Below are 19649 nucleotides of genomic sequence, written 5' to 3' on the forward strand. Positions count from 1 at the left end.
TACTAAAGACATGTACTACGCAAAGTTGAACGGAATGGGTAGGTTGACCGGGACCATAGGATTATTGGCGGTTGGTATATTTTTCTTGGCCTTGATCGTTTTTGGAAGCTTGCATCCCGACTTTAACTATCTTGAAGATTTTGTCAGTAAGCTAGGTGCAAAAGGTCAGCCAAATGCTATTTGGTTTAACTTGTTTGGATTTTTGCTAGCGGGTTTACTCATGACCTGCTTTGGTGTGCTTTATGGCTTGACTATACAGGATAAATGGGTGGGGATACTTATTGGCCTATTTGGTCTTGGTTTTGCCTTTACTTTCTTACCTTTTGATCTTAAGCTTACTGATTCAACCTTGTCAAAAGCCCATACAGTTGCCATTACACTTGGACTGGCTACATGGCTCATGGGGCTAGCAAGACTAGCATACAACCCCAAATTGGATAAAGCCATTACACAAAGGGCCAATATAGCTGCAATGCTCCTGGTTGTTTCAATCCTAGGTTTGTTGGTAGGATTCTGGTCTATGCCATTCACCCATCGATTGGTTTTCATGGTCGTATTTGGATGGACAATATTTACTTCAGTGAGCTTGTTGATTTCCAAGAATAGTAAATAGGCAGCTGTATCGATAAATTTCAGAAAACTTATCTGCTTACATTTAGTTAGGGTATAAAAAACAGTTATGAATGAGGTGAACACAAATAAAGCTCAAACAGCTTTTAGGGTGATTTTAGGGGCTTTTATGATCTTGGCCGCCATTGGACATATGACCTTTCAGCGGGGTGAATTTCAAGCGCAAGTTCCTAACTGGGTTCCATTGAGCAAGGACCTAGTAGTTATACTATCCGGAATTGTGGAGCTGATTCTTGGCCTAGCAATGGTTTTCTGGGCCAAGCAAAAGGTGAAAATAGGTATGGCCTTGGCACTATTTTATGTGTTGATTTTTCCGGGAAATATTGCTCAATACACCAATGAAATTGATGCTTTTGGATTGGATACTGATCGTGAAAGGTTAATTCGTCTTTTTTTTCAACCTGTTTTAATTTTATGGGCACTTTGGTCGACGGGAGCACTTGAGTATCTTTTTGAAAAGAAGATAGCCAATAGGTAATAATATCTTTTGTCCACTGAATCCCTTTTTTTGGTTTTGAAACAGATAATGCCAAACTTTGCCCATTATCAATATTTAGCCTATGCCACGGTATTTTGTGATCTATAAACCATTTGGGATTTTGAGCCAGTTTAGTGGAGAAGAGAATACTTTGAAGCAACTTGGGGATTTTCCAAAAGAAGTATATCCTGTTGGCCGATTGGATAAGGACAGTGAAGGCTTACTGTTGATTACAGACGATAAGCCACTGAACCATTATTTGCTGAACCCTCAGTTTGGGCATCAAAGGAGTTATCTGGCCCAAGTGGAGGGTGTTCCAGATGAAGATGCCATTTTAGCTTTGGAAGAAGGGGTGGATATCAAGGTGGACGGGAAAATGTACCATACCAAACCGGCCAAGGCAAAGTTGAAAAAAAGTGAACCTTTATTACCCGAAAGAGACCCTCCTATTCGTTATCGTAAGACTGTACCTGATTCTTGGCTTGAATTGACATTAATTGAAGGCAAAAACCGACAAGTAAGGAAAATGACGGCTGCGGTGAATTTTCCCACCTTAAGGCTGGTGCGCTGGTCCATGGAAAAGCTCACCATTGAAGGGTTTGCGGTTGGAGAAGTTCGGGAGTATGATCAGCAGGAAATGTACAAGCTATTGGGCGTGGATATAAATAAAATGGGTCATCAGTCTAACAGGCCTTTTCATAAGCGTACCAAAGGAAGGTTTGGAAAGCGAAATTAGCTTGGTTTAAATAGAATTTCAGCACTTGTTAAATTGTGTTAAAAGGCAATTTATTCTAATTTAGGCTTCTTAATTTAGCAAGGTGCCTTGGCATCAGCAGTTTTATACGAGACTTAACAAAAATATAAGATTATAATGCATCAGGAAAAGATTCAGGACGTCATCAATGAAGTCAAGAAGGTGGTGGTAGGACAAGAGCGAATGGTCAATCGTTTATTGATCGGACTCTTTACCAATGGACACATACTTTTGGAAGGTGTGCCCGGTTTGGCCAAAACCCTAACTGTAAACACCTTGGCCAAAGTGCTTCATTTGGACTTTAACAGAATCCAGTTTACGCCTGACTTGTTGCCATCAGATTTGATCGGTACCATGATCTATAACCAGCAGAATGGTGATTTTGAAGTCAAAAAAGGACCTATCTTTTCCAATTTGATTTTAGCTGATGAGGTAAACCGTTCTCCTGCCAAAGTTCAGTCCGCTCTTTTGGAAGCCATGCAAGAGAAGCAGGTAACCATTGGTGAAACTACCTATCAGTTGGATCGTCCATTTTTGGTACTGGCCACTCAGAACCCCGTGGATCAAGAGGGTACTTACCCATTGCCTGAAGCTCAGGTGGATAGATTTATGATGAAGGTACACATCGATTACCCGGCCAAAACAGATGAGCTGGAGGTGATGAGAAGAATGTCCAATATGAGTTATAAGGCTGATGTGCAGGCCATGCTTTCCAAAGAGGATATCTTTGAAATTCGTGATAAGATCAATCAAGTGCAGGTGTCTGAGCCTTTAGAGAACTATATTATTGAATTGGTATTTGCTACACGATTCCCAGAGCAATATGGTTTACAAGAAGAAGCCAAGTATATACAGTTTGGTGTTTCTCCTCGGGCAAGTATCAATTTGAATCTTGCTGCTAGGGCTGTGGCCTTTATGGATGGACGCGATTATGTGCTTCCGGAAGATATCAAGGAAGTAGCAGAAGATGTGCTTAATCACAGGATTATTCTTAATTATGAGGCAGAAGCGGACAATATCAATACCCGTGACCTGATTCATATTATATTGGATAAGATACCAATTAATAAATCCGTAACATTGAAATAACGCTCTAATAAGCGTTTTCGAAAGCCTTTGATATCTCAAAGGCTTTTTTTTTGTCTGTTTGTTAATTCAATATTAATCTGCGTCTACTTTTTTAAAAAATACATAATTGGAAAAATTCTAAGTCGAAGAAAAATTGGTTCAGTTTTGTGGAGCGAAAACAAAAAAGCGAACAAACTAAATCAATTTCATAGTCATGAAAAAACTTAACTTTCTGTTTTTAATGTTGATGGGAACATCAGTGATGTTTACATCTTGTAGCGATGATGATCCAAATCCTAATCCAGGACCTGATCCTGAAGATGAATTTGTTCTCAATGCAAACATTACAGAAGATCGTACTTTAGAATCTGGTAATGTGTACACACTGGCAAGCAGGGTTTCTGTTTTAGATGGTGTTACATTGACCATTGAGCCAGGAGTAATCATTAAAGGTGAAGCTGGTTCTGGTGCCAATGCTACTGCTCTTGTGATAGCTAGAGGCGCTAAAATCGATGCCCAAGGAACTGCAGAATCTCCGATCATTTTTACTTCTATTGCGGATGAAATCGTACCAGGCGAAATATATCATGAGGACGGACTTTCTCCTGAGCAAAATGGCCTTTGGGGTGGTCTTCTAATCTTAGGTAAAGCGAGAGTATCTCTTCCAGGTGATAATACAGAAGCACAAATTGAGGGTATTCCACCATCCGATACGAATGGTCTATATGGTGGTAATGATGATGAAGATGACTCTGGTATCTTGAAATATGTATCAATCCGTCATGGTGGTGCAAATATCGGTGATGGTAATGAAATCAACGGACTTACTTTAGGTGGTGTTGGTTCAGAAACTGTAATCGAGAATGTGGAAATCATAGGTAACCAAGATGATGGTATCGAATGGTTTGGTGGTACTGTTAGCGTAACCAACGCTGTGGTTTGGAATGCTGGAGATGATTCCATTGATGCTGACCAAGCGTGGAATGGTACCCTAAACAACTTTATCATTGTAAATGGAGGAGATAAGTGTTTTGAGCTGGATGGCCCAGAAGGTTCTTATGTAAATGGAAACTACACTTTGACCAATGGTTCTATCATTGCAAACGGTGCTGTAGGCCTAGTGGATAACGATGCCAATACTAATGTAGATATGTCTAACATCTACTTCACTAGTGTAGCGAGTGGTCAGACTTTCGATGAGCTTCCAACTGTAGCAGCTGCTTTCTCTAATTTTGAAGTGACGCTTCCTGAAGGTGTTATGGTTTCTGATGCATTCCTAGGTGGTTCTGCAGCATTCACTACTGCAGTAGCTGAAGGTGAAAATACTGTAGGTGCTGACAAGTCTGCTTTTGCAGGATGGACTTGGGCTGCCGCCTCAGGTGCACTTGATATCTTGAAATAATCAATCATCCATATTCAGAAGGGATCATTCATGATCCCTTCTATCTACTTTTTTATCTTTTAATCGTTAGCTGTAACTTATAATTCAAATAAAAATGAAAAAGATATTCGTAGCCCTAACCATATTGGTATGCGCTGCAATCCCTCAACTTGTATTTGCCCAACAGGGTACTATCCGAGGAAATATTATTGACGAAGGTCTAGGAGAACCTTTGATTGGGGTTTCTGTTTTGGTTAAAGAAACACAAACCGGTGCCGTTACGGATCTGGATGGAGCTTTTGAAATCAAGCTTGCGCCAGGAACTTATACACTTGTTGCTTCATTCATCTCTTTCAATAAGCTGGAAATCAGTGGGGTGGAAGTGAAGCCAGGTGAAGTTACTTTACTTAGTGACTTAAAATTGGCTGAAGCTACAGAGGAATTGGAATCTGTAGTGGTAACGGCTCAGGCAATCAGAACTACTGAAGCAGCTTTGATGACTGTAAAAAGAAATGCTGCCAACATGATAGACGGTATTTCGGCGTCTACTTTCAGAAAGATTGGTGACAGCGATGCCGCTTCTGCTATTAAAAGAGTAACAGGGGTATCAATTGAGGGAGGAAAATATGTCTATATCCGAGGTCTAGGTGACCGATATACCAAAACGGTATTGAACGGTGTGGACATCCCTGGACTTGATCCCGATAGAAACTCTATCCAAATGGATATCTTCCCTACCAATGTGGTAGATAACATCATTGTATCCAAATCATTTACTAGCAATCTTCCTGCCGATTTTACCGGTGGTGTGGTGGATATTGAAACCAAAGATTTTCCAGAAGAAAAAACATTTAAAGTGAGTCTTAGCGGTGGTTATAACCCTTCGATGCACTTCAACAGCAACTACCTCAAAGTAAATGGTAGTGGGACTGACTTTTTAGGCTTTGACAATGGATACCGTGATATTCCAACAGGAGGAAGAACAGATATTCCTCAGTACGCACAAGTAGTAGGCAATCCAAATGGATCTGCGGGCCAAGAGTACCAGTCTATATTAAGAGGGTTTAATCCTACTATGGGTGGTCAACGCACCAGTAATTTAATGGACATGAGTCTTGGTTTGTCCTATGGAAACCAAGTCGACGCAGGAAATGGTAAGTTAGGCTATAACTTTGCATTGACATATAGCAATGAAACTACTTATTTTGAGGGAGCAGAATATAATTTGTACGGTAAGCCAAGCAATACTGGCGAGTATGAGCTGACGCCTCTGGAAACACAAGTAGGTGATTATGGAGTGAATAATGTGTTGTTGGGTGGAATGGCTGGATTGGCTTATAAGACTGGCATGTCCAAGTATAAATTGAACTTTTTAAGACTTCAAAATGGAGAGTCTAAAGTGGGCCAGTTTGATTTTGAAAGCAATAATGTGGGTACCGTTTATGGTGCTGACCAATATAACATTGAATACAGTGAGCGTTCATTGACCAATATCCTTTTGAGCGGTGAGCACAAGTTGGGACCAACGAACGATTGGGAATTGAACTGGAAATTATCTCCAACAAGGTCGGTTATCGAAGACCCGGACGTAAGAATCTTGAGGTTCAGAGACATCAATAACTCAATCTCTACTGAAGTGGGTCTTCCTGAAAGAATTTGGAGAAACCTGAATGAGGACAACGTGGTTGGAAAAGTAGATGTAACCAAAAATTATAATTTCAGGGACCAAGCTGCTAAATTCGGTTTTGGAACTAGCTACACTTATAAACAGAGAGACTTCTTGATCCAAAGCTTCCAGTTCCCAGTGGGCAACACCACTTTTACTGGGGATCCAAATGCAGTATTTGATGAGGAGAACCTTTTCTCTGCTGACAATACCAACGGCGTTCGATATGATCCATTGTTTATACCGAATAATCCGAACGAGTATAATGCAAGCATCAACAACCTAGGGGTGTATGTGAATACTGAAATCAATCCATTTGATAACTTGAAGGCTATTGTGGGAGTGAGAATGGAGAAATATGAACAGTATTACACCGGAAGTAACCAGACCAAAACCATTGTTTTTGACAATGAAAAGGTATTGGATGATACTGATTTCTTCCCGACCTTGAACTTGATCTATGATATGGGAGAAACTCAAAATCTACGTTTCTCTTATTCAAGAACAATTGCTAGACCTTCTTTCAAGGAAATGTCTTTTGCTGAAATCTTGGATCCAATCACAGGTAGAACTTTTATTGGAGGTCTATTCCCTGAAACTACCAATGGTGGATCAGAGACACTTTGGGATGGTAACTTACAGTCAACCAGAATCCATAACTTAGATGCTAGATGGGAGCTTTTCCCTAAAAGAGGTGAAATCCTGTCAGCCAGTGTATTCTACAAAAAGTTTGCTGCTCCGATCGAAATGGTGCAGTTCCTTTCTGACCCAGGAGCCTTCCAGCCAAGAAATGTGGGTGATGGCCAAGTGACCGGAGTTGAATTGGAAGTAAGAAAATCATTGGACATTATTACTCCAGCTGCTGAGAATTTCTTCTTCAATGCTAATGTAACTTTCACTAAGTCTAGCATTCAAATGTCTGAGTCAGAATTGAGGTCAAGAGAGCTTTCTGCCAGAGAGGGAGAAGAGATTTCTTCTACCAGAGATATGGCAGGTCAAGCACCATATATCATCAATACCGGTTTAGCCTATGAAAACTGGGAATCAGGATGGGAAGCTGGTGTTTACTATAACGTACAAGGAAGCACATTGTCTTATGTAGGTTTCGGTAACAGAACGGATACTTATACTGTTCCTTTCCACAGCTTGAACCTTAACGTAAACAAGACCTTTGGAGCTGACGAGAGATTCCAAACCGGATTGAAAGTGAGTAACTTGCTTAATGACAAAAAAGAGGAAGTATTTAGATCATACAATGCTCAAGATCAGATTTTCACTAGACTAAGCCCTGGTACCAAGATCAGTCTTAAATTGGCTTATACTTTCTAATTTCTCGGCAGAAGTTAGCATTAATTAACCTTTATCATAGTTGAAGCGTGGATAGCAATATCCACGCTTTTTTTACTTCTAGCATGCTGTGATATTTTTTTTATATTTGATAGGCTTTGTTTGTTATAGGTTGGAAATGTGTACGATAGCGTACTTTCAGGCCATTTGTTTATTGAATTTTTCTTCAAACCCCAACAACACATGATGTTTAAGAAATTAATCAATTTCATAGGAGTAGTTTTGTTGATTCCTATGGTAAATTATGCTCAGGTAGATGCCAAGATCGCCCAATTTCCAGATGTATCAGCAACCCAAATTACCTTCAGCTATGGTGGAGATATTTGGGTGGTGCCAAAAACGGGAGGTTTGGCTAATAGACTAACCACTTCTGCAGGAACAGAATCCTTTCCCAAATTTTCCCCTGATGGGAATTCCATCGCCTTTAGTGGGGTCTACAACGGAAATGGCGATGTCTATGTAATGCCAGTAAAGGGAGGTATGCCCGAGCGCCTCACTTATCACGGAATGGGTGATCGCGTGACAGATTGGTTCAGTGATGGAAAGCATATCCTTTTTACTTCGTCCAGAGAAAGTGAGAAGCAGCGTTTCAGTCAGTTTTATAAAGTGCCAGCCTCAGGAGGAATGCCGGAAAAACTCCCAGTGCCTTATGGCGAGTTTGGAATGATTTCTCCAGACGGAGACCAGATTGCATATACTCCTAAGAGTAGGGCTTTCAGAACCTGGAAGCGCTACAAAGGAGGCATGGCCACCGATATTTATACTTTTAATCTCGCTGATAATTCTTCTGAAAATATCAGCAAGAGTATTTATAATGATGAATTCCCGATGTGGACTTCGGATAAGATTTACTTCTTGTCTGACCGCGGAGAAAATAGAAGAAACAATATCTACAGTTATAACCTGAGCTCTAAAGCAATCGATCAGGTGACTGACTTTAGTGAGTTCGATGTCATGTTTCCAAGTATTGGAGAGGAAGAAATCGTGTTTACTGCTGGGGGCAAGATTTACTTGTTGGATTTAACAACCGAAGCGCATTATGAAGTGCCCATACAGGTCAGCTCTGATGTGGCTTCTTTGATGCCAAGAAAAGAGAATGTAAAAGACTACATCCAAAATGTATGGCTTTCGCATGATGGAAACAGGGCTGTATTTGAAGCTAGGGGGGAATTGTTTTCCGTGCCTGCCAAAGATGGTCCTGTGATTAACCTGACCCAAACTTCCGGTGTGGCTGAACGTTATCCATCCTGGTCACCTGATGGAAAATATATTGCTTACTGGAGTGATCGTTCCGGAGAATATGAATTGACCATTAAGGATATGGAGAATGGTGGTGAGGAAAAGGAGTTGAGCTCTTATGGTGCTGGATATAGGTATCAGCCATATTGGTCACCTAATAGTAAAAAAGTAGCCTTCGTGGACAAGGCCATGGATATTTATATCCATGATATGGAAACCAATGAAACCAGTCATGTGGACAAACAAAAATACCTGTACCAGTATAACCTGGATAATTTTACAGTGGTCTGGTCTCCTGACAGCCGCTACCTGGCTTTTGAGAAAAACCTTAACAACCTGAATAACTCCATTGCGATTTTTGATACACAATCAGATGAGCTGCATGAAGTAACTTCTGGCTTTTACAGTGATCGAAATCCCGTGTTTGATCCAGAAGGAAAATACTTGTATTTCTTTACCAATCGAGAATTTGATCCTATCTACAGTGATTTTGAAGGTGCTTGGGTATATGCCAATTCCACACAAATCGCTGCGCTTCCTCTAGAGAAAGCAACAGCTTCTCCTTTGGCGCCAAAAAATGATACGACTTCTATAAAAGAAGAAGAGAAAGCAGATGGTGAAGAGAAGAAAGATAAAAAGGGTGACAAGAAAAAGGAGGATGAAAGTAAAGGTGATGACAAGTCAGTAAAGATTGATTGGGATGGAATGGAACAGCGACTGGTGGTACTTCCAGTTTCAGCTGGTAACTACAGTATGCTAAACGCTGTCAAAGGAAAAGTCCTTTATATCAAACACCCTCAAAGTGGAGCCTCTTCTCTTCAGTATTACGATATCGCTGAGCGGGAAGAAAAGGCGATTATTGAAAATGTAAATGGCTACAGGCTTTCTGCAGATGGAGAGAAGGCATTGGTGGTATCAAGGGGCTCGTTTGGTGTGATCGGCATTGGTGCCGGCAAGAAATTAGAAGACAAAATGCCTACGGAAAAGATGGAAATGACCTTAGTCCCCAAAGAAGAGTGGAGGCAAATTTTTAATGATGCTTGGAGGTTAGAGCGTGATTTCTTCTATGACCCCAATATGCATGGAGTAGATTGGGAAGCCATGCGCGACCAATATGGTAAATTGATTGATAATGCCATTACCCGAGAGGATGTAAATTATATCATTGGAGAGCTGATCGGAGAGATCAGTGCTTCTCATACTTACCGGGGCGGTGGAGACACAGAGCATGCAAATACAAAGTCAGTAGGTTATCTTGGCATTGATTGGGGAGTGAAGGATGATGCTTATTATGTAAAGAAAATCATTCGTGGAGCCCCTTGGGACAATGAAGCCCGATCACCATTGGATCAAGCAGGTGTAGATGTAAATGAAGGAGACTTTATTTTAGCAGTGAATGGCGTGGCCATGGATCTTTCAAAAGACCCTTGGGCAGCTTTCGAAGATTTGGCAGGTGAAACAGTAGAGTTGACAGTGAACGATGAGGCCAGTTTGGAGGGAGCCAAAAAAGTAGTAGTGAAGACAATGGGAAGTGAAACCCGCTTGAGAAATTTGGCTTGGATAGAGGCCAATAGAAAAAGAGTGGAAGAAGCAACTGATGGAAAGATCGGTTATATCTATGTGCCTAGCACCGGTTTGGACGGACAATATGAACTGACAAGGATGTTCTATGGGCAGTTCAACAAGGAGGGGCTGATCATTGATGAAAGGTTCAATAATGGAGGACAAATACCTGATCGCTTTATCGAGTTGTTGAACAGGAAACCTTTGGCTTTTTGGGCAGTTCGGGATGGGGAAACCTGGCAATGGCCGCAGGTAGCTAATTTTGGCCCCAAGGTGATGCTGATCAATGGTTGGAGTGGTTCTGGAGGAGATGCTTTTCCAGACTATTTTAGAAAAGCTGGCCTAGGACCGCTGATTGGAACCAGGACCTGGGGTGGATTGATAGGGATTTCTGGGGCTCCGTCTTTGATTGATGGGGGCTCGGTTACGGTGCCAACTTTCAGAATGTTTGATCCTGATGGAGGGTGGTTTAAGGAAGGCCATGGTGTGGATCCAGATATTGAAGTACTGGAAGATCCTACAGCTTTGGCAAATGGTACTGATCCACAATTGGAAAAAGCCATAGAAGAAGCCATGAAGTTGCTCCAAGAGCATCCGCCGGTAAAACCAACCGTTCCTGAATACGAAGTGAAATAAAACTTGTTGTTGAAAATTAGAAAAACCAGTCAAGCTACTTGGCTGGTTTTTTGTTTGAATTCGTAGAAAATGACGCTTCCGGATGAAACTTCATTCGATAATAAATTCAGGGTTTGAAAAGGCTTGTCCATTGAAGAACCTATTTATTTTTAGTATTTTAAATGATGATTCCATTTAAGCACCACCTATGACTTTATTGATCCTTTACCTCTTTTTGGCTATTGGCATATCTTTTTTATGTTCGGCATTAGAGGCTGCCCTTTTGAGCATCACCCCTTCCTATATTGCGTCACAACAAGAAAAAGGGAAGGCCTATGCGAGGCAATTGATGAAACTAAAGGAGAATATCAATCAACCTCTGGCCGCGATTCTATCTTTTAATACCATTGCCCATACGGTAGGAGCTGCTGGAGTGGGCGCTCAGGCGGTTGAGGTTTTTGGACAACAATATTTTGGGTGGATTTCTGCTGGTTTGACCATTGCCATTTTGATCTTTTCAGAAATTATTCCCAAGTCTATTGGAGCAAATTATTGGAAACAGCTGGCGCCTTATATTGGAGGGATCCTGAAAGTGATGATTTATGGCCTTTATCCATTGGTGAAAATTTCCGAGTTTTTGACCCGTTTTTTTAAAACAGAGGAGCAGCATACCATGAGTCGCGAAGAGCTTTCAGCAATGGCCAGCATAGCTACTAAAGAAGGAGTGTTTCAAGAGGGAGAATCAAAAATTATCCAGAACTTAATTCGATTTAGATCTATTTTGGTAGCCAGTGTCATGACACCAAGGACGGTGACAGTGGCCCTTGAACAAGAAGAGACAGTTAAGGATTTTTATACCAAAAAAGAATCTCGAAGGTTTTCCCGTTTTCCCATTTTTGATGGTACAATCGATAATATCAATGGATATATCATGAAGCATGATGTCTTGGCAGAGTTGGCCGAAGATCATTTCGATATGAAATTGAAAGCGCTGAAGCGAGAGATTATGGTGGTGTATGAACATTATCCTATCCCATCGGTTTTGGAAATGATGTTGAACAAGAGAGAGCATATAGCTTTGGTGGTGGATAAATACGGCGGGATGTCGGGGATTGTAACCCTGGAAGATATTTTAGAGACGCTGCTTGGAATGGAGATTCAAGATGAAAGTGATGAAGAAAAAGATATGCAGCTTTTGGCTAGAAATCAGTGGGAGGCAAGGGCAAAAAAGATGGGGCTGATCTTCGATAAGCCCAGTGAAAATATAGATTGATACCAAAAAGGCCCAAGAGATATTAGTTATCTTTGATTGGAGGTTATGGCGGGATCGCTTGAAGAGAAAAAAGACTTAAGTTTGATCTTATCAGAAGGAGAATATATTTATTTGAATAAATAGTGTAAATTTTAAAAAGTAAGAAATAAAGGATATTAATCAAGATTTTTATGGAGAAGAAATATCCCAGTAGCATCATACTGGCTTCGAAGCTTATCGTCCTGTTTTTGACCATTGCATTGGCCCACTTTCTCAAGAGTGTCTTGGTGCCCATGATGTTTGCCCTGATCATTTCGATCATGCTCTACCCGCTATGTAATCTACTGGAAAGAATAAAATTTCCCAGAGCTGCAGCTTCCATATTATCGGTTATTGTAGCCACATTGGTACTTTCTGGTTTAATGTACTTTATCGTTCATCAAGTAATTGTGATCGGAAAGGATGGTCAGGATATCGCCACCAATTTTGGGAATATTTATGACAGCATCCAGAAGTGGTTTGAGAGCAAGTTTGGTTTGGAGCCTGGGCAATTGACCAACCAGATCAGAGAAGAAGCCCATAAGTCAGTTTCAAATATTGGTAAATACCTCACCACTGTCTTTAGCTCTGCTGGTGGTACTTTGGCCAATGGCGTTTTGGTACCATTGTATACTTTCTTCTTTCTTTATTACAGGGATTTCTTTAAGGATTTTCTCATTCAAGCAGCCAAGGGAGCTCCTGCTGAAAAAGTGGTCGAAACCATCAGTAGGATTTACCACGTTATCCAAAGTTATCTGTTGGGATTGGTAACTGTAATGGGAATCGTGGCTGTTCTCAATACAGTTGGGTTATTGATGATGGGGATTGAGTATGCTTGGTTTTTTGGGACCCTGGCCGCCATACTTATTTTGATTCCTTATATCGGTGTGGCTATTGGTTCTTTGATTCCAGCATTGTATGCTTTGGCGACCATGGACAGCTCTTGGTATGCGCTGGGTGTAATTGGCTGGTTTCAGGTAGTCCAGTTTCTGGAAGGAAATTTTATCACTCCAAATATTGTAGGGGGAAAGGTGAGCTTGAACCCACTGGTAGCCATTGTTTCTTTAATCTTGGGAGGGATGCTCTTTGGTTTGGGAGGCTTGATTTTAGCAATTCCAATGGTAGCAGTGATCAAAATTGTATTCGATATGACAGAAGCTACCCAGCCTTTTAGCTTTTTGATTGGAGAGCCTGATGAAGAACATTTGCACCGTGACTCTTTCGAAAAACTGATGGATAAACACGAGGTCAATAAAAAGAATGATTCCTCTTCCTAAGGTTATTTAAAGGTCAATATTTTTGAAATGAAATTAGCCAATTATGGTTTTGAGAGAAAGGTCATTAATGGCAGCTATGAATAGATAAATAATGAAACTGACCAGAAAAAGACTGGCACATATTGTTTTTGAATCAGATGATGCAGCGTCCAAACGTTTCGATGTAGTTCTATTGATCGCTATTCTTGGTAGTGTTACGATTACGGTATTGGATTCTGTTCGAAAGCTCCATGATGCATATGGTACTATTTTCTATATGTTGGAATGGGCTTTCACGATTCTTTTTACCATTGAGTATATTTTGAGGGTTTGGCTTAGTCGGAGGACTGCGGGCTATGTGTTGAGCTTTTATGGTCTGGTGGATTTGTTGGCCATATTGCCAACCTATATCAGTTTGGTGGTGGCCAATAGCCATTTTCTGGCTGTGGTCAGGGCCCTTAGGTTTTTGAGGGTGTTGAGGGTCTTAAAGCTGGGGCGGTACATGCGGGAGGCACAGATGCTGACAGAAGCCTTGCATAATAGCCGGATGAAAATACAGATTTTCCTTGGCTCTGTGATTACCATTATTCTGGTGATGGGCACGGTGATGTTTTTCATTGAAGGGCCTGAGAGTGGTTTTACCAGTATTCCCATGGCCATGTATTGGGCCATTGTAACTTTGACCACGGTGGGTTATGGGGACATTTCACCTATGACGCCGCTAGGGCAATTTATGGCTTCATTGATTATGCTTTTAGGCTATGCGATCATCGCAGTACCTACAGGTATAGTGACTTCCGAGATCAATGCGGCTAAAAACAAAAAGAGAAATTCAGATGACCAAAGAACCTGTCATACTTGCCATGCTGGCAATCATGATGAGGATGCTTACCATTGTAAATATTGTGGAACCAGGCTTTAGCATATTTGACTTGGAAAATTTAATAAACTTAAGTAGTTCACCTAACTTTACCGCATTCAAGAAACAAGCATGAATGTAAATAAAAAGCTGATAAAAGGCGTATTGGAAAAGGCAATCATGGTGCTTAGCTTTATTAGCTTTGCCTTAGTGGTTTATGAAGAAGGCTTTAAAAAGCCATTCTTGTCCTTGTCGGATTCCCATGCCTTATTGAAGACTATTCTCGGTTTTATCTGGTCAGGCTATATAGGGCTTTATTTTTTGGCAAAGGCAGGTTCAGGATTTAGCAAAAAGAGAATTTCAGAGCTAGCGCTGATTTTCATGATCAGTTTGATTTTGATTTTCATATTTACCGATTATTCCATTCCTACTTTTTCAGCGATAACACAGGTTACTACTGATCGGTTTTTGGTGGATTTGCTTGTGGCGGTAGTTTTTTTAATAGAACTGTCCAAAGTCAGCTTGGGAGTAAATGAACTCAAGCTCAATCCTCCATTAATATTTTTGCTTAGCTTCTTTGTGTTGATCATTATAGGAACAGTATTGTTGATGCTGCCTAATGCTACCTATCAGCCCATTCATTTGGTAGATGCCTTGTTTACATCAACCAGTGCCGTTTGTGTAACGGGACTTATAGTGCTGGATACCGCCAAAGACTTTACCATTTTCGGGCAGTTGATCATTCTGTTTTTGTTCCAATTAGGTGGATTGGGGATGATGACCTTTACGAGCTTTTTTGGCTTTTTCTTTAGAGGAAGCTTCAGCATCCAGAACCAACTGTTTTTACGGGATTTTATCAATGAAGAAAACTTTGGCCAAATTTTTAATACCCTGCTTAAAGTAATTCTTTTTACCTTTTTGGTGGAAGGAGTGGGCGCGGTACTGATCTTCTTTTCATTGGACAAAGAACTGTTTGAAAGCACTGGAGGAATGATTTTCTTTTCCGTCTTTCATAGTGTTTCTGGGTTTTGCAATGCAGGCTTTAGCATCTTGAGTGATGGCTTGTACCAGGAAGGCTTTAGGGACAATTACAATATGCACCTGATTCTGGCTTTTTCAATTGTTTTGGGAGGAATAGGATTTCCTGTTGTGCTAAGTTATTATGGCTATTTGAAACATCTTATAAGAGGGTTATATCGAAAGGTCCTGTTTGGAGAAAGGTATAGGCATGTGCCACGAGTAGTTAATGTAGGTACTCGATTAGTAATGCTCACTACTGGCTTACTTTTATTGGTGGGCTTTGTGCTATATTGGGTTTTGGAGGAAGAAAATACACTGGCAGGGCTCAGTGGTTATGGTAAGGTGGTGACAGCAATATTCGGCGCGGTAACGCCGAGAACTGCCGGTTTCAACACGGTGGATATGACGAACATGGCCATTCCAACAGTTTTGGTTTATCTCTTGTTGATGTGGATAGGGGCTTCACCAGGGTCTACCGGAGGAGGTTTGAAGACCAGTACCTTCGCAGTGGCCATCCTCAGTTCATTCAGTATTGCCAAAGGGAAAGACCGGGTGGAGGTGTTTAGAAGGGAAATATCCAACACAACCTTAAGAAAAGCCTTTGCGGTTACTTTCATGTCGATTATGATGATTGGTGGAGCGGTGTTCTTTTTGAAGCTTTTCGATAGAGATATCCCTTTATTGAGTGTATTCTTTGAAGCGTTTTCAGCTTTTTCGACTGTGGGGTTAAGTTTGGGAATCACTGGAGGATTGAGCTTTGGAAGTAAATTGGTGCTGATTGTAACCATGTTTGTAGGAAGAGTGGGGATCCTCACCTTATTGATTGCGGTCAGCAAAGGTGTTAAAAATCTTAGCTATCGCTATCCTGAAGAGTCAGTGTTTATCACTTGATAGATTGAAACGAAAAACATTATATATATGAAATTTATCATCGTAGGCATGGGCAACTTTGGAGCCTATCTGGCTGCCCGGTTAACTGACAAAGGTCACGAAGTGATTGGCATCGATAATGATATGAACAAGATTGAGGCCGTCAAAGAAAAAGTAACCCATACCATTTGTATGAATGCTACCGACAAGCATGCCGTCAAAAATCTACCAATCAAAGAAACAGATGTTGTTTTGATTGCAATTGGAGAGGATATGGGAGCTTCGATTATGGCGACAGCTGTTTTCAAAGAATTGCAGGCCAAAAGAATCATTAGTAGGGCCATTACCAATACCCATGAAACCGTGATCAAAGCCATTGGTGTGGATGAAATTATCCATCCGGAAGAGGAAACAGCAGAAAGGCTTTCTAAAAAGCTGGAGATGAAAGGGGTGATTGACAGCTTTGATATTTCGGACGGCTATAATATCGTGGAGGTGACAGCCCCAAAAGATTTTGTGGGCAAGACTATCGGCGAAACGGCAGTAAGAAATCGCTTCAATGTCAACATTCTGACTATTATCAAAGTCCGCAATAGGGCCAATCTTTTTGGTAATCTGCAGGAGAGACAAAAGGTGCTTGGTGTGGTCAATGCCCAAACCATGATTGAAAAAAATGATATTTTGGTACTTTTCGGAGATATCAAGGACATCCAAAATATCCTTAATCTTAACGAAGAATAAATGCTTATGAAGCTAATAAAATCAAAAAGCCCTCTGATTCAATCCACTTGTCAGAGGGCTTTTTCTTTGTTAAAGACAATTTTTATTTCAACAAAAATACGGTTAAACTTCTTGGACCATGGGCACCGATAACCAGCGACTGTTCTATATCAGCTGTTTTGGAAGGTCCTGCGATAAAGACACCATAGCCCGGGGCTGACACATTTACTTTGTCGTAGGCTTGATGCATATTGGTCAGTAACGTATTTTCCTTCAGAATGATGATCAAGTGTTGGGCGATAAAGGGCAACACACGATGAACGACATTTTCTTCCGGCATCCAAATAGCTCCATTTTCAGCCACCCCCAATTCTCCTTTAAGAATAGCCAGTTCAACATGTTCTAAGTCATGCGGATCGGAAATTTGTTGTACATCGACATTCCCTTTTATGCCATCCACCAAAGAAGCAATCAGCTGATCCTCGGCAAAGTTTTCTGAAATGTATTGTTGGACTTGTTCCAATGAACCTGCTTCGATTAATTTTCCCCCATTTCCTGAAAGGCCTTTCTGGTACTTTTCTACCAAATCAGGTTGGTCAGGAAAGTTGAGAAATGCAGGTAAAGGTGTTGCTGATGGCTTATTCTTTTGAATAGCTGCTAAAATTGAAGCTTTACTGCTCATGATTTTCTGTTTTTCTTGTACCACTCTTTGAAACTTTCCTTAGGCACCTGAGGTAAATCCCTATGTTTTCCCCATACATTGATGCTACTGTATACCAAGCTATCGGGAGTGATCTTGAGGGCTGTTCGGGCCATCTTTCCAGCTAGGTCATACAGAACGGGTTTACCAAATGTTACACCGGCCACTTTCATGGCCAATTTCTTACTGGCATCCACATCCGTGTTTTCTGTAATTACTTGTCGCCACTTGTAAAGTTGTTCATGGATATTGATCTTCACGGGGCAGACGTCTGAGCAAGAGCCACATAGGGTGGAGGCAAATGGTAAGGTGCTGTATTTCTTCAGGTCCTTGCCTGGGGAAAGGATAGAGCCTATCGGGCCCGGAACTGTGGAGTTGTAGCTATAGCCACCACTTCTTCTGTAAATAGGGCAGGTATTCATACAGGCCCCACATCGAATACACTTCAGGGAGTTTTTGAAGTCTTCCCTGCCCAACTGTTCCGTTCGACCATTGTCCACTAAGATGATATACATCTTTTTCCCTTGGGCAGGTCGGTGGAAATGAGAAGAATAGTTGGTGATGCTTTGACCAGTGGCGCTTCGCGCCAAAAGTCGTAGAAAAACGCCCAAGTCTGCGGCTCTTGGAATTAATTTTTCAATGCCCATGCAGGCAATATGAATGTCTGCCAAGTGAGTGCCCATATCGGCATTACCTTCGTTGGTGCAGACTACAAAACCGCCTGTTTCCGCTATGCCGAAGTTGACTCCTGTAATGGCGGCATTGGCCTCAATGAATTTTTTTCTAAGGTGCTGCCGGGCAGCTTCAGTAAGGTATTTGGGGTCGCTGGCGCCTTCCTGTGTACCTATGTGCTTGTGGAAAATCTCTCCAATATCCTGTTTTTTAAGGTGGATGGCAGGGAGAACAATATGACTCGGAGCTTGCTTGGCAAACTGGATGATTCGCTCTCCAAGATCCGTATCCACTACCTCATAGCCTTTGTCTTCCAAGTAATGGTTCAAACCACATTCCTCCGTAAGGATAGACTTGCTCTTGACAATATTGGCGACCTTATTTTCTTGAAGAATCCTATAAACATGGTCATTGTGTTCCTTGGCATCTTTTGCCCAAAGCACCTCTACCCCATTGGCCAATGCATTGGCTTCAAATTGTTCCAAAAGCTCTCCCAAGTGGGAAAGTACATAGTTTTTGGTGGCTGAGGCTGTGTCCCTGAGGGTCTCCCATTCAGGAATGCCTTGAGCAGATAGGTCTCTTTTTTGACGCACATGCCAAAGGGTCTCATCGTGCCAGTGGGTTCTGGCGTCATCTTTTATAAATTCTTCCGCTGCTTTAGCGTGGGTATGTCCTTTCATAATTGGTTATTTCACGGGGTTCCCATTTAGGATTTCTGCAATGTGCATGACTTTTATAGGGCTTTTCTGACGGGTTATCAGTCCTTGCAAATGCATGAGGCAAGACATATCTGCACCTGTTAGGACTTCAACTCCATTCTTTTGATGGTCCGCAATACGATCATTGCCCATGGTGATGGAAACGGCCTCTTCCGCCACAGCAAATGTGCCTCCAAAGCCGCAGCATTCATCTTTTCTGTCCAGTTCAACCATTTCAATGTCTTTGACTTTTTGAAGTAAAGAAAGGGGCTTGTTGAATTCTGGGTCCATTCTTTCTGAGCATTTTGCCAACCTTAAGCCCCGAAGTCCGTGGCAGGAAGAATGAAAACCGACTTTGTGCGGAAAGCTTGAAACAATATCTTTGACTTTGAGCACATCTGTCAAAAATTCACATAGCTCGAAAATCTGCGGAGCCTTTTCATCTTTGGGCAGTACATGGTCTTTGACATGAAGGGTACAGCTCCCAGATGGGGCAACGATATAGTCAAAGTGATCGAAATTTTTCAGAAAGAGTTCAGCGGATTCCTTGCCATATCGTTCATAACCTGAGTTGGCCATGGGCTGGCCACAGCAGGTTTGAGAAAGCGGGTAATCCACTTCGATATCATATTTCTCCAATAATTCCAAGCTTGCTTTGGCTACGCCAGGGTAAAACTGGTCGACGTAACAAGGTATAAATAGTCCTACACGCATAGTTATGTATTTCAAAATCCCAATGTAATGCTGTCAGTCTGGCTATTCATCCTGCACCATACTGTTTTGGTATGCCAATACAGGTAGGTAAAGTACACCGAAAAGGGA

General features: G+C 41.4%; 15 protein-coding genes. 12 read left to right on the forward strand and 3 right to left on the reverse strand.

What is annotated here, in order from left to right; all coding sequences use genetic code 11:
* The first annotated feature begins 10 nt into the window (after window positions 1-10).
* The 12 genes from JL001_RS07665 to JL001_RS07720 all read left to right on the forward strand — a co-directional run bounded on the left by JL001_RS07665 (window position 11) and on the right by JL001_RS07720 (window position 16778).
* Window positions 11-613, forward strand: a complete 603-nt coding sequence (locus JL001_RS07665) for a DUF998 domain-containing protein (RefSeq protein WP_200975534.1) — start codon at window positions 11-13, stop codon at window positions 611-613.
* Window positions 614-679: 66 nt separating this feature from the next.
* Window positions 680-1108, forward strand: a complete 429-nt coding sequence (locus tag JL001_RS07670) for a hypothetical protein (RefSeq protein WP_200975535.1) — start codon at window positions 680-682, stop codon at window positions 1106-1108.
* 82 nt (window positions 1109-1190) lie between these two features.
* Window positions 1191-1844 carry a pseudouridine synthase gene (locus JL001_RS07675; RefSeq protein ID WP_200975536.1) on the forward strand — a complete coding sequence of 218 codons (654 nt, stop codon included), beginning with the start codon at window positions 1191-1193 and terminating at the stop codon, window positions 1842-1844.
* Window positions 1845-1979: 135 nt separating this feature from the next.
* Entirely contained in the window at window positions 1980-2951 is a 972-nt protein-coding gene (locus tag JL001_RS07680; protein WP_200975537.1) for a MoxR family ATPase, read from the forward strand.
* 193 nt (window positions 2952-3144) lie between these two features.
* On the forward strand, window positions 3145-4332 hold the full coding sequence (locus JL001_RS07685) for a right-handed parallel beta-helix repeat-containing protein (RefSeq protein WP_236252744.1): 1188 nt from the start codon (window positions 3145-3147) through the stop codon (window positions 4330-4332).
* Window positions 4333-4426: 94 nt separating this feature from the next.
* On the forward strand, window positions 4427-7306 hold the full coding sequence (locus JL001_RS07690) for a TonB-dependent receptor (RefSeq protein WP_200975538.1): 2880 nt from the start codon (window positions 4427-4429) through the stop codon (window positions 7304-7306).
* A gap of 201 nt (window positions 7307-7507) precedes the next feature.
* Window positions 7508-10762, forward strand: coding sequence for a S41 family peptidase (locus tag JL001_RS07695; RefSeq protein WP_236252745.1), 3255 nt, complete (start codon window positions 7508-7510; stop codon window positions 10760-10762).
* Window positions 10763-10949: 187 nt separating this feature from the next.
* Window positions 10950-12014 (forward strand): hemolysin family protein, encoded by a 1065-nt coding sequence (locus JL001_RS07700; protein ID WP_200975539.1) that lies wholly within the window; start codon window positions 10950-10952, stop codon window positions 12012-12014.
* Window positions 12015-12184: 170 nt separating this feature from the next.
* Entirely contained in the window at window positions 12185-13309 is a 1125-nt protein-coding gene (locus JL001_RS07705; protein ID WP_200975540.1) for an AI-2E family transporter, read from the forward strand.
* Window positions 13310-13400: 91 nt separating this feature from the next.
* Window positions 13401-14210, forward strand: a complete 810-nt coding sequence (locus JL001_RS07710; protein ID WP_200975541.1) for an ion transporter — start codon at window positions 13401-13403, stop codon at window positions 14208-14210.
* Window positions 14211-14279: 69 nt separating this feature from the next.
* A complete protein-coding gene (locus JL001_RS07715; RefSeq protein ID WP_200975542.1) occupies window positions 14280-16058 on the forward strand; it encodes a TrkH family potassium uptake protein in 1779 nt (592 codons plus the stop codon).
* Between the two features lie 27 nt (window positions 16059-16085).
* Complete coding sequence (locus JL001_RS07720; RefSeq protein ID WP_192010546.1) at window positions 16086-16778, forward strand: TrkA family potassium uptake protein; 693 nt, start codon at window positions 16086-16088, stop codon at window positions 16776-16778.
* Window positions 16779-16860: 82 nt separating this feature from the next.
* On the opposite strand, the gene JL001_RS07725 is transcribed toward JL001_RS07720, so the two are convergent.
* The 3 genes from JL001_RS07725 to JL001_RS07735 are packed head-to-tail and all read right to left on the reverse strand — an operon-like array spanning window position 16861 to window position 19541.
* A complete protein-coding gene (locus JL001_RS07725; RefSeq protein ID WP_200975543.1) occupies window positions 16861-17439 on the reverse strand; it encodes an LUD domain-containing protein in 579 nt (192 codons plus the stop codon).
* The gene (locus JL001_RS07730) at window positions 17436-18809 is read right to left on the reverse strand and encodes a lactate utilization protein B (protein ID WP_200975544.1); all 1374 of its coding nucleotides are present in this window, start codon (window positions 18807-18809) and stop codon (window positions 17436-17438) included. The genes JL001_RS07725 and JL001_RS07730 overlap by 4 nt, the downstream gene beginning before the upstream one ends.
* 6 nt (window positions 18810-18815) lie before the next feature.
* Complete coding sequence (locus tag JL001_RS07735; RefSeq protein WP_200975545.1) at window positions 18816-19541, reverse strand: (Fe-S)-binding protein; 726 nt, start codon at window positions 19539-19541, stop codon at window positions 18816-18818.
* Window positions 19542-19649 lie beyond the last annotated feature (108 nt).

This window comes from Echinicola sp. 20G, assembly GCF_015533855.1.
Lineage (GTDB): Bacteria > Bacteroidota > Bacteroidia > Cytophagales > Cyclobacteriaceae > Echinicola.

Coding starts and splice junctions, on each gene's coding strand:
- JL001_RS07730 (WP_200975544.1), bottom strand. CDS start 18,809: ATGAAAGGACATACCCACGCTAAAGCAGCGGAAGAATTTATAAAAGAT.
- JL001_RS07670 (WP_200975535.1), top strand. CDS start 680: ATGAATGAGGTGAACACAAATAAAGCTCAAACAGCTTTTAGGGTGATT.
- JL001_RS07695 (WP_236252745.1), top strand. CDS start 7,508: ATGATGTTTAAGAAATTAATCAATTTCATAGGAGTAGTTTTGTTGATT.
- JL001_RS07665 (WP_200975534.1), top strand. CDS start 11: ATGTACTACGCAAAGTTGAACGGAATGGGTAGGTTGACCGGGACCATA.
- JL001_RS07715 (WP_200975542.1), top strand. CDS start 14,280: ATGAATGTAAATAAAAAGCTGATAAAAGGCGTATTGGAAAAGGCAATC.
- JL001_RS07680 (WP_200975537.1), top strand. CDS start 1,980: ATGCATCAGGAAAAGATTCAGGACGTCATCAATGAAGTCAAGAAGGTG.
- JL001_RS07700 (WP_200975539.1), top strand. CDS start 10,950: ATGACTTTATTGATCCTTTACCTCTTTTTGGCTATTGGCATATCTTTT.
- JL001_RS07685 (WP_236252744.1), top strand. CDS start 3,145: ATGAAAAAACTTAACTTTCTGTTTTTAATGTTGATGGGAACATCAGTG.
- JL001_RS07710 (WP_200975541.1), top strand. CDS start 13,401: ATGAAACTGACCAGAAAAAGACTGGCACATATTGTTTTTGAATCAGAT.
- JL001_RS07720 (WP_192010546.1), top strand. CDS start 16,086: ATGAAATTTATCATCGTAGGCATGGGCAACTTTGGAGCCTATCTGGCT.
- JL001_RS07735 (WP_200975545.1), bottom strand. CDS start 19,541: ATGCGTGTAGGACTATTTATACCTTGTTACGTCGACCAGTTTTACCCT.
- JL001_RS07690 (WP_200975538.1), top strand. CDS start 4,427: ATGAAAAAGATATTCGTAGCCCTAACCATATTGGTATGCGCTGCAATC.
- JL001_RS07675 (WP_200975536.1), top strand. CDS start 1,191: ATGCCACGGTATTTTGTGATCTATAAACCATTTGGGATTTTGAGCCAG.
- JL001_RS07705 (WP_200975540.1), top strand. CDS start 12,185: ATGGAGAAGAAATATCCCAGTAGCATCATACTGGCTTCGAAGCTTATC.
- JL001_RS07725 (WP_200975543.1), bottom strand. CDS start 17,439: ATGAGCAGTAAAGCTTCAATTTTAGCAGCTATTCAAAAGAATAAGCCA.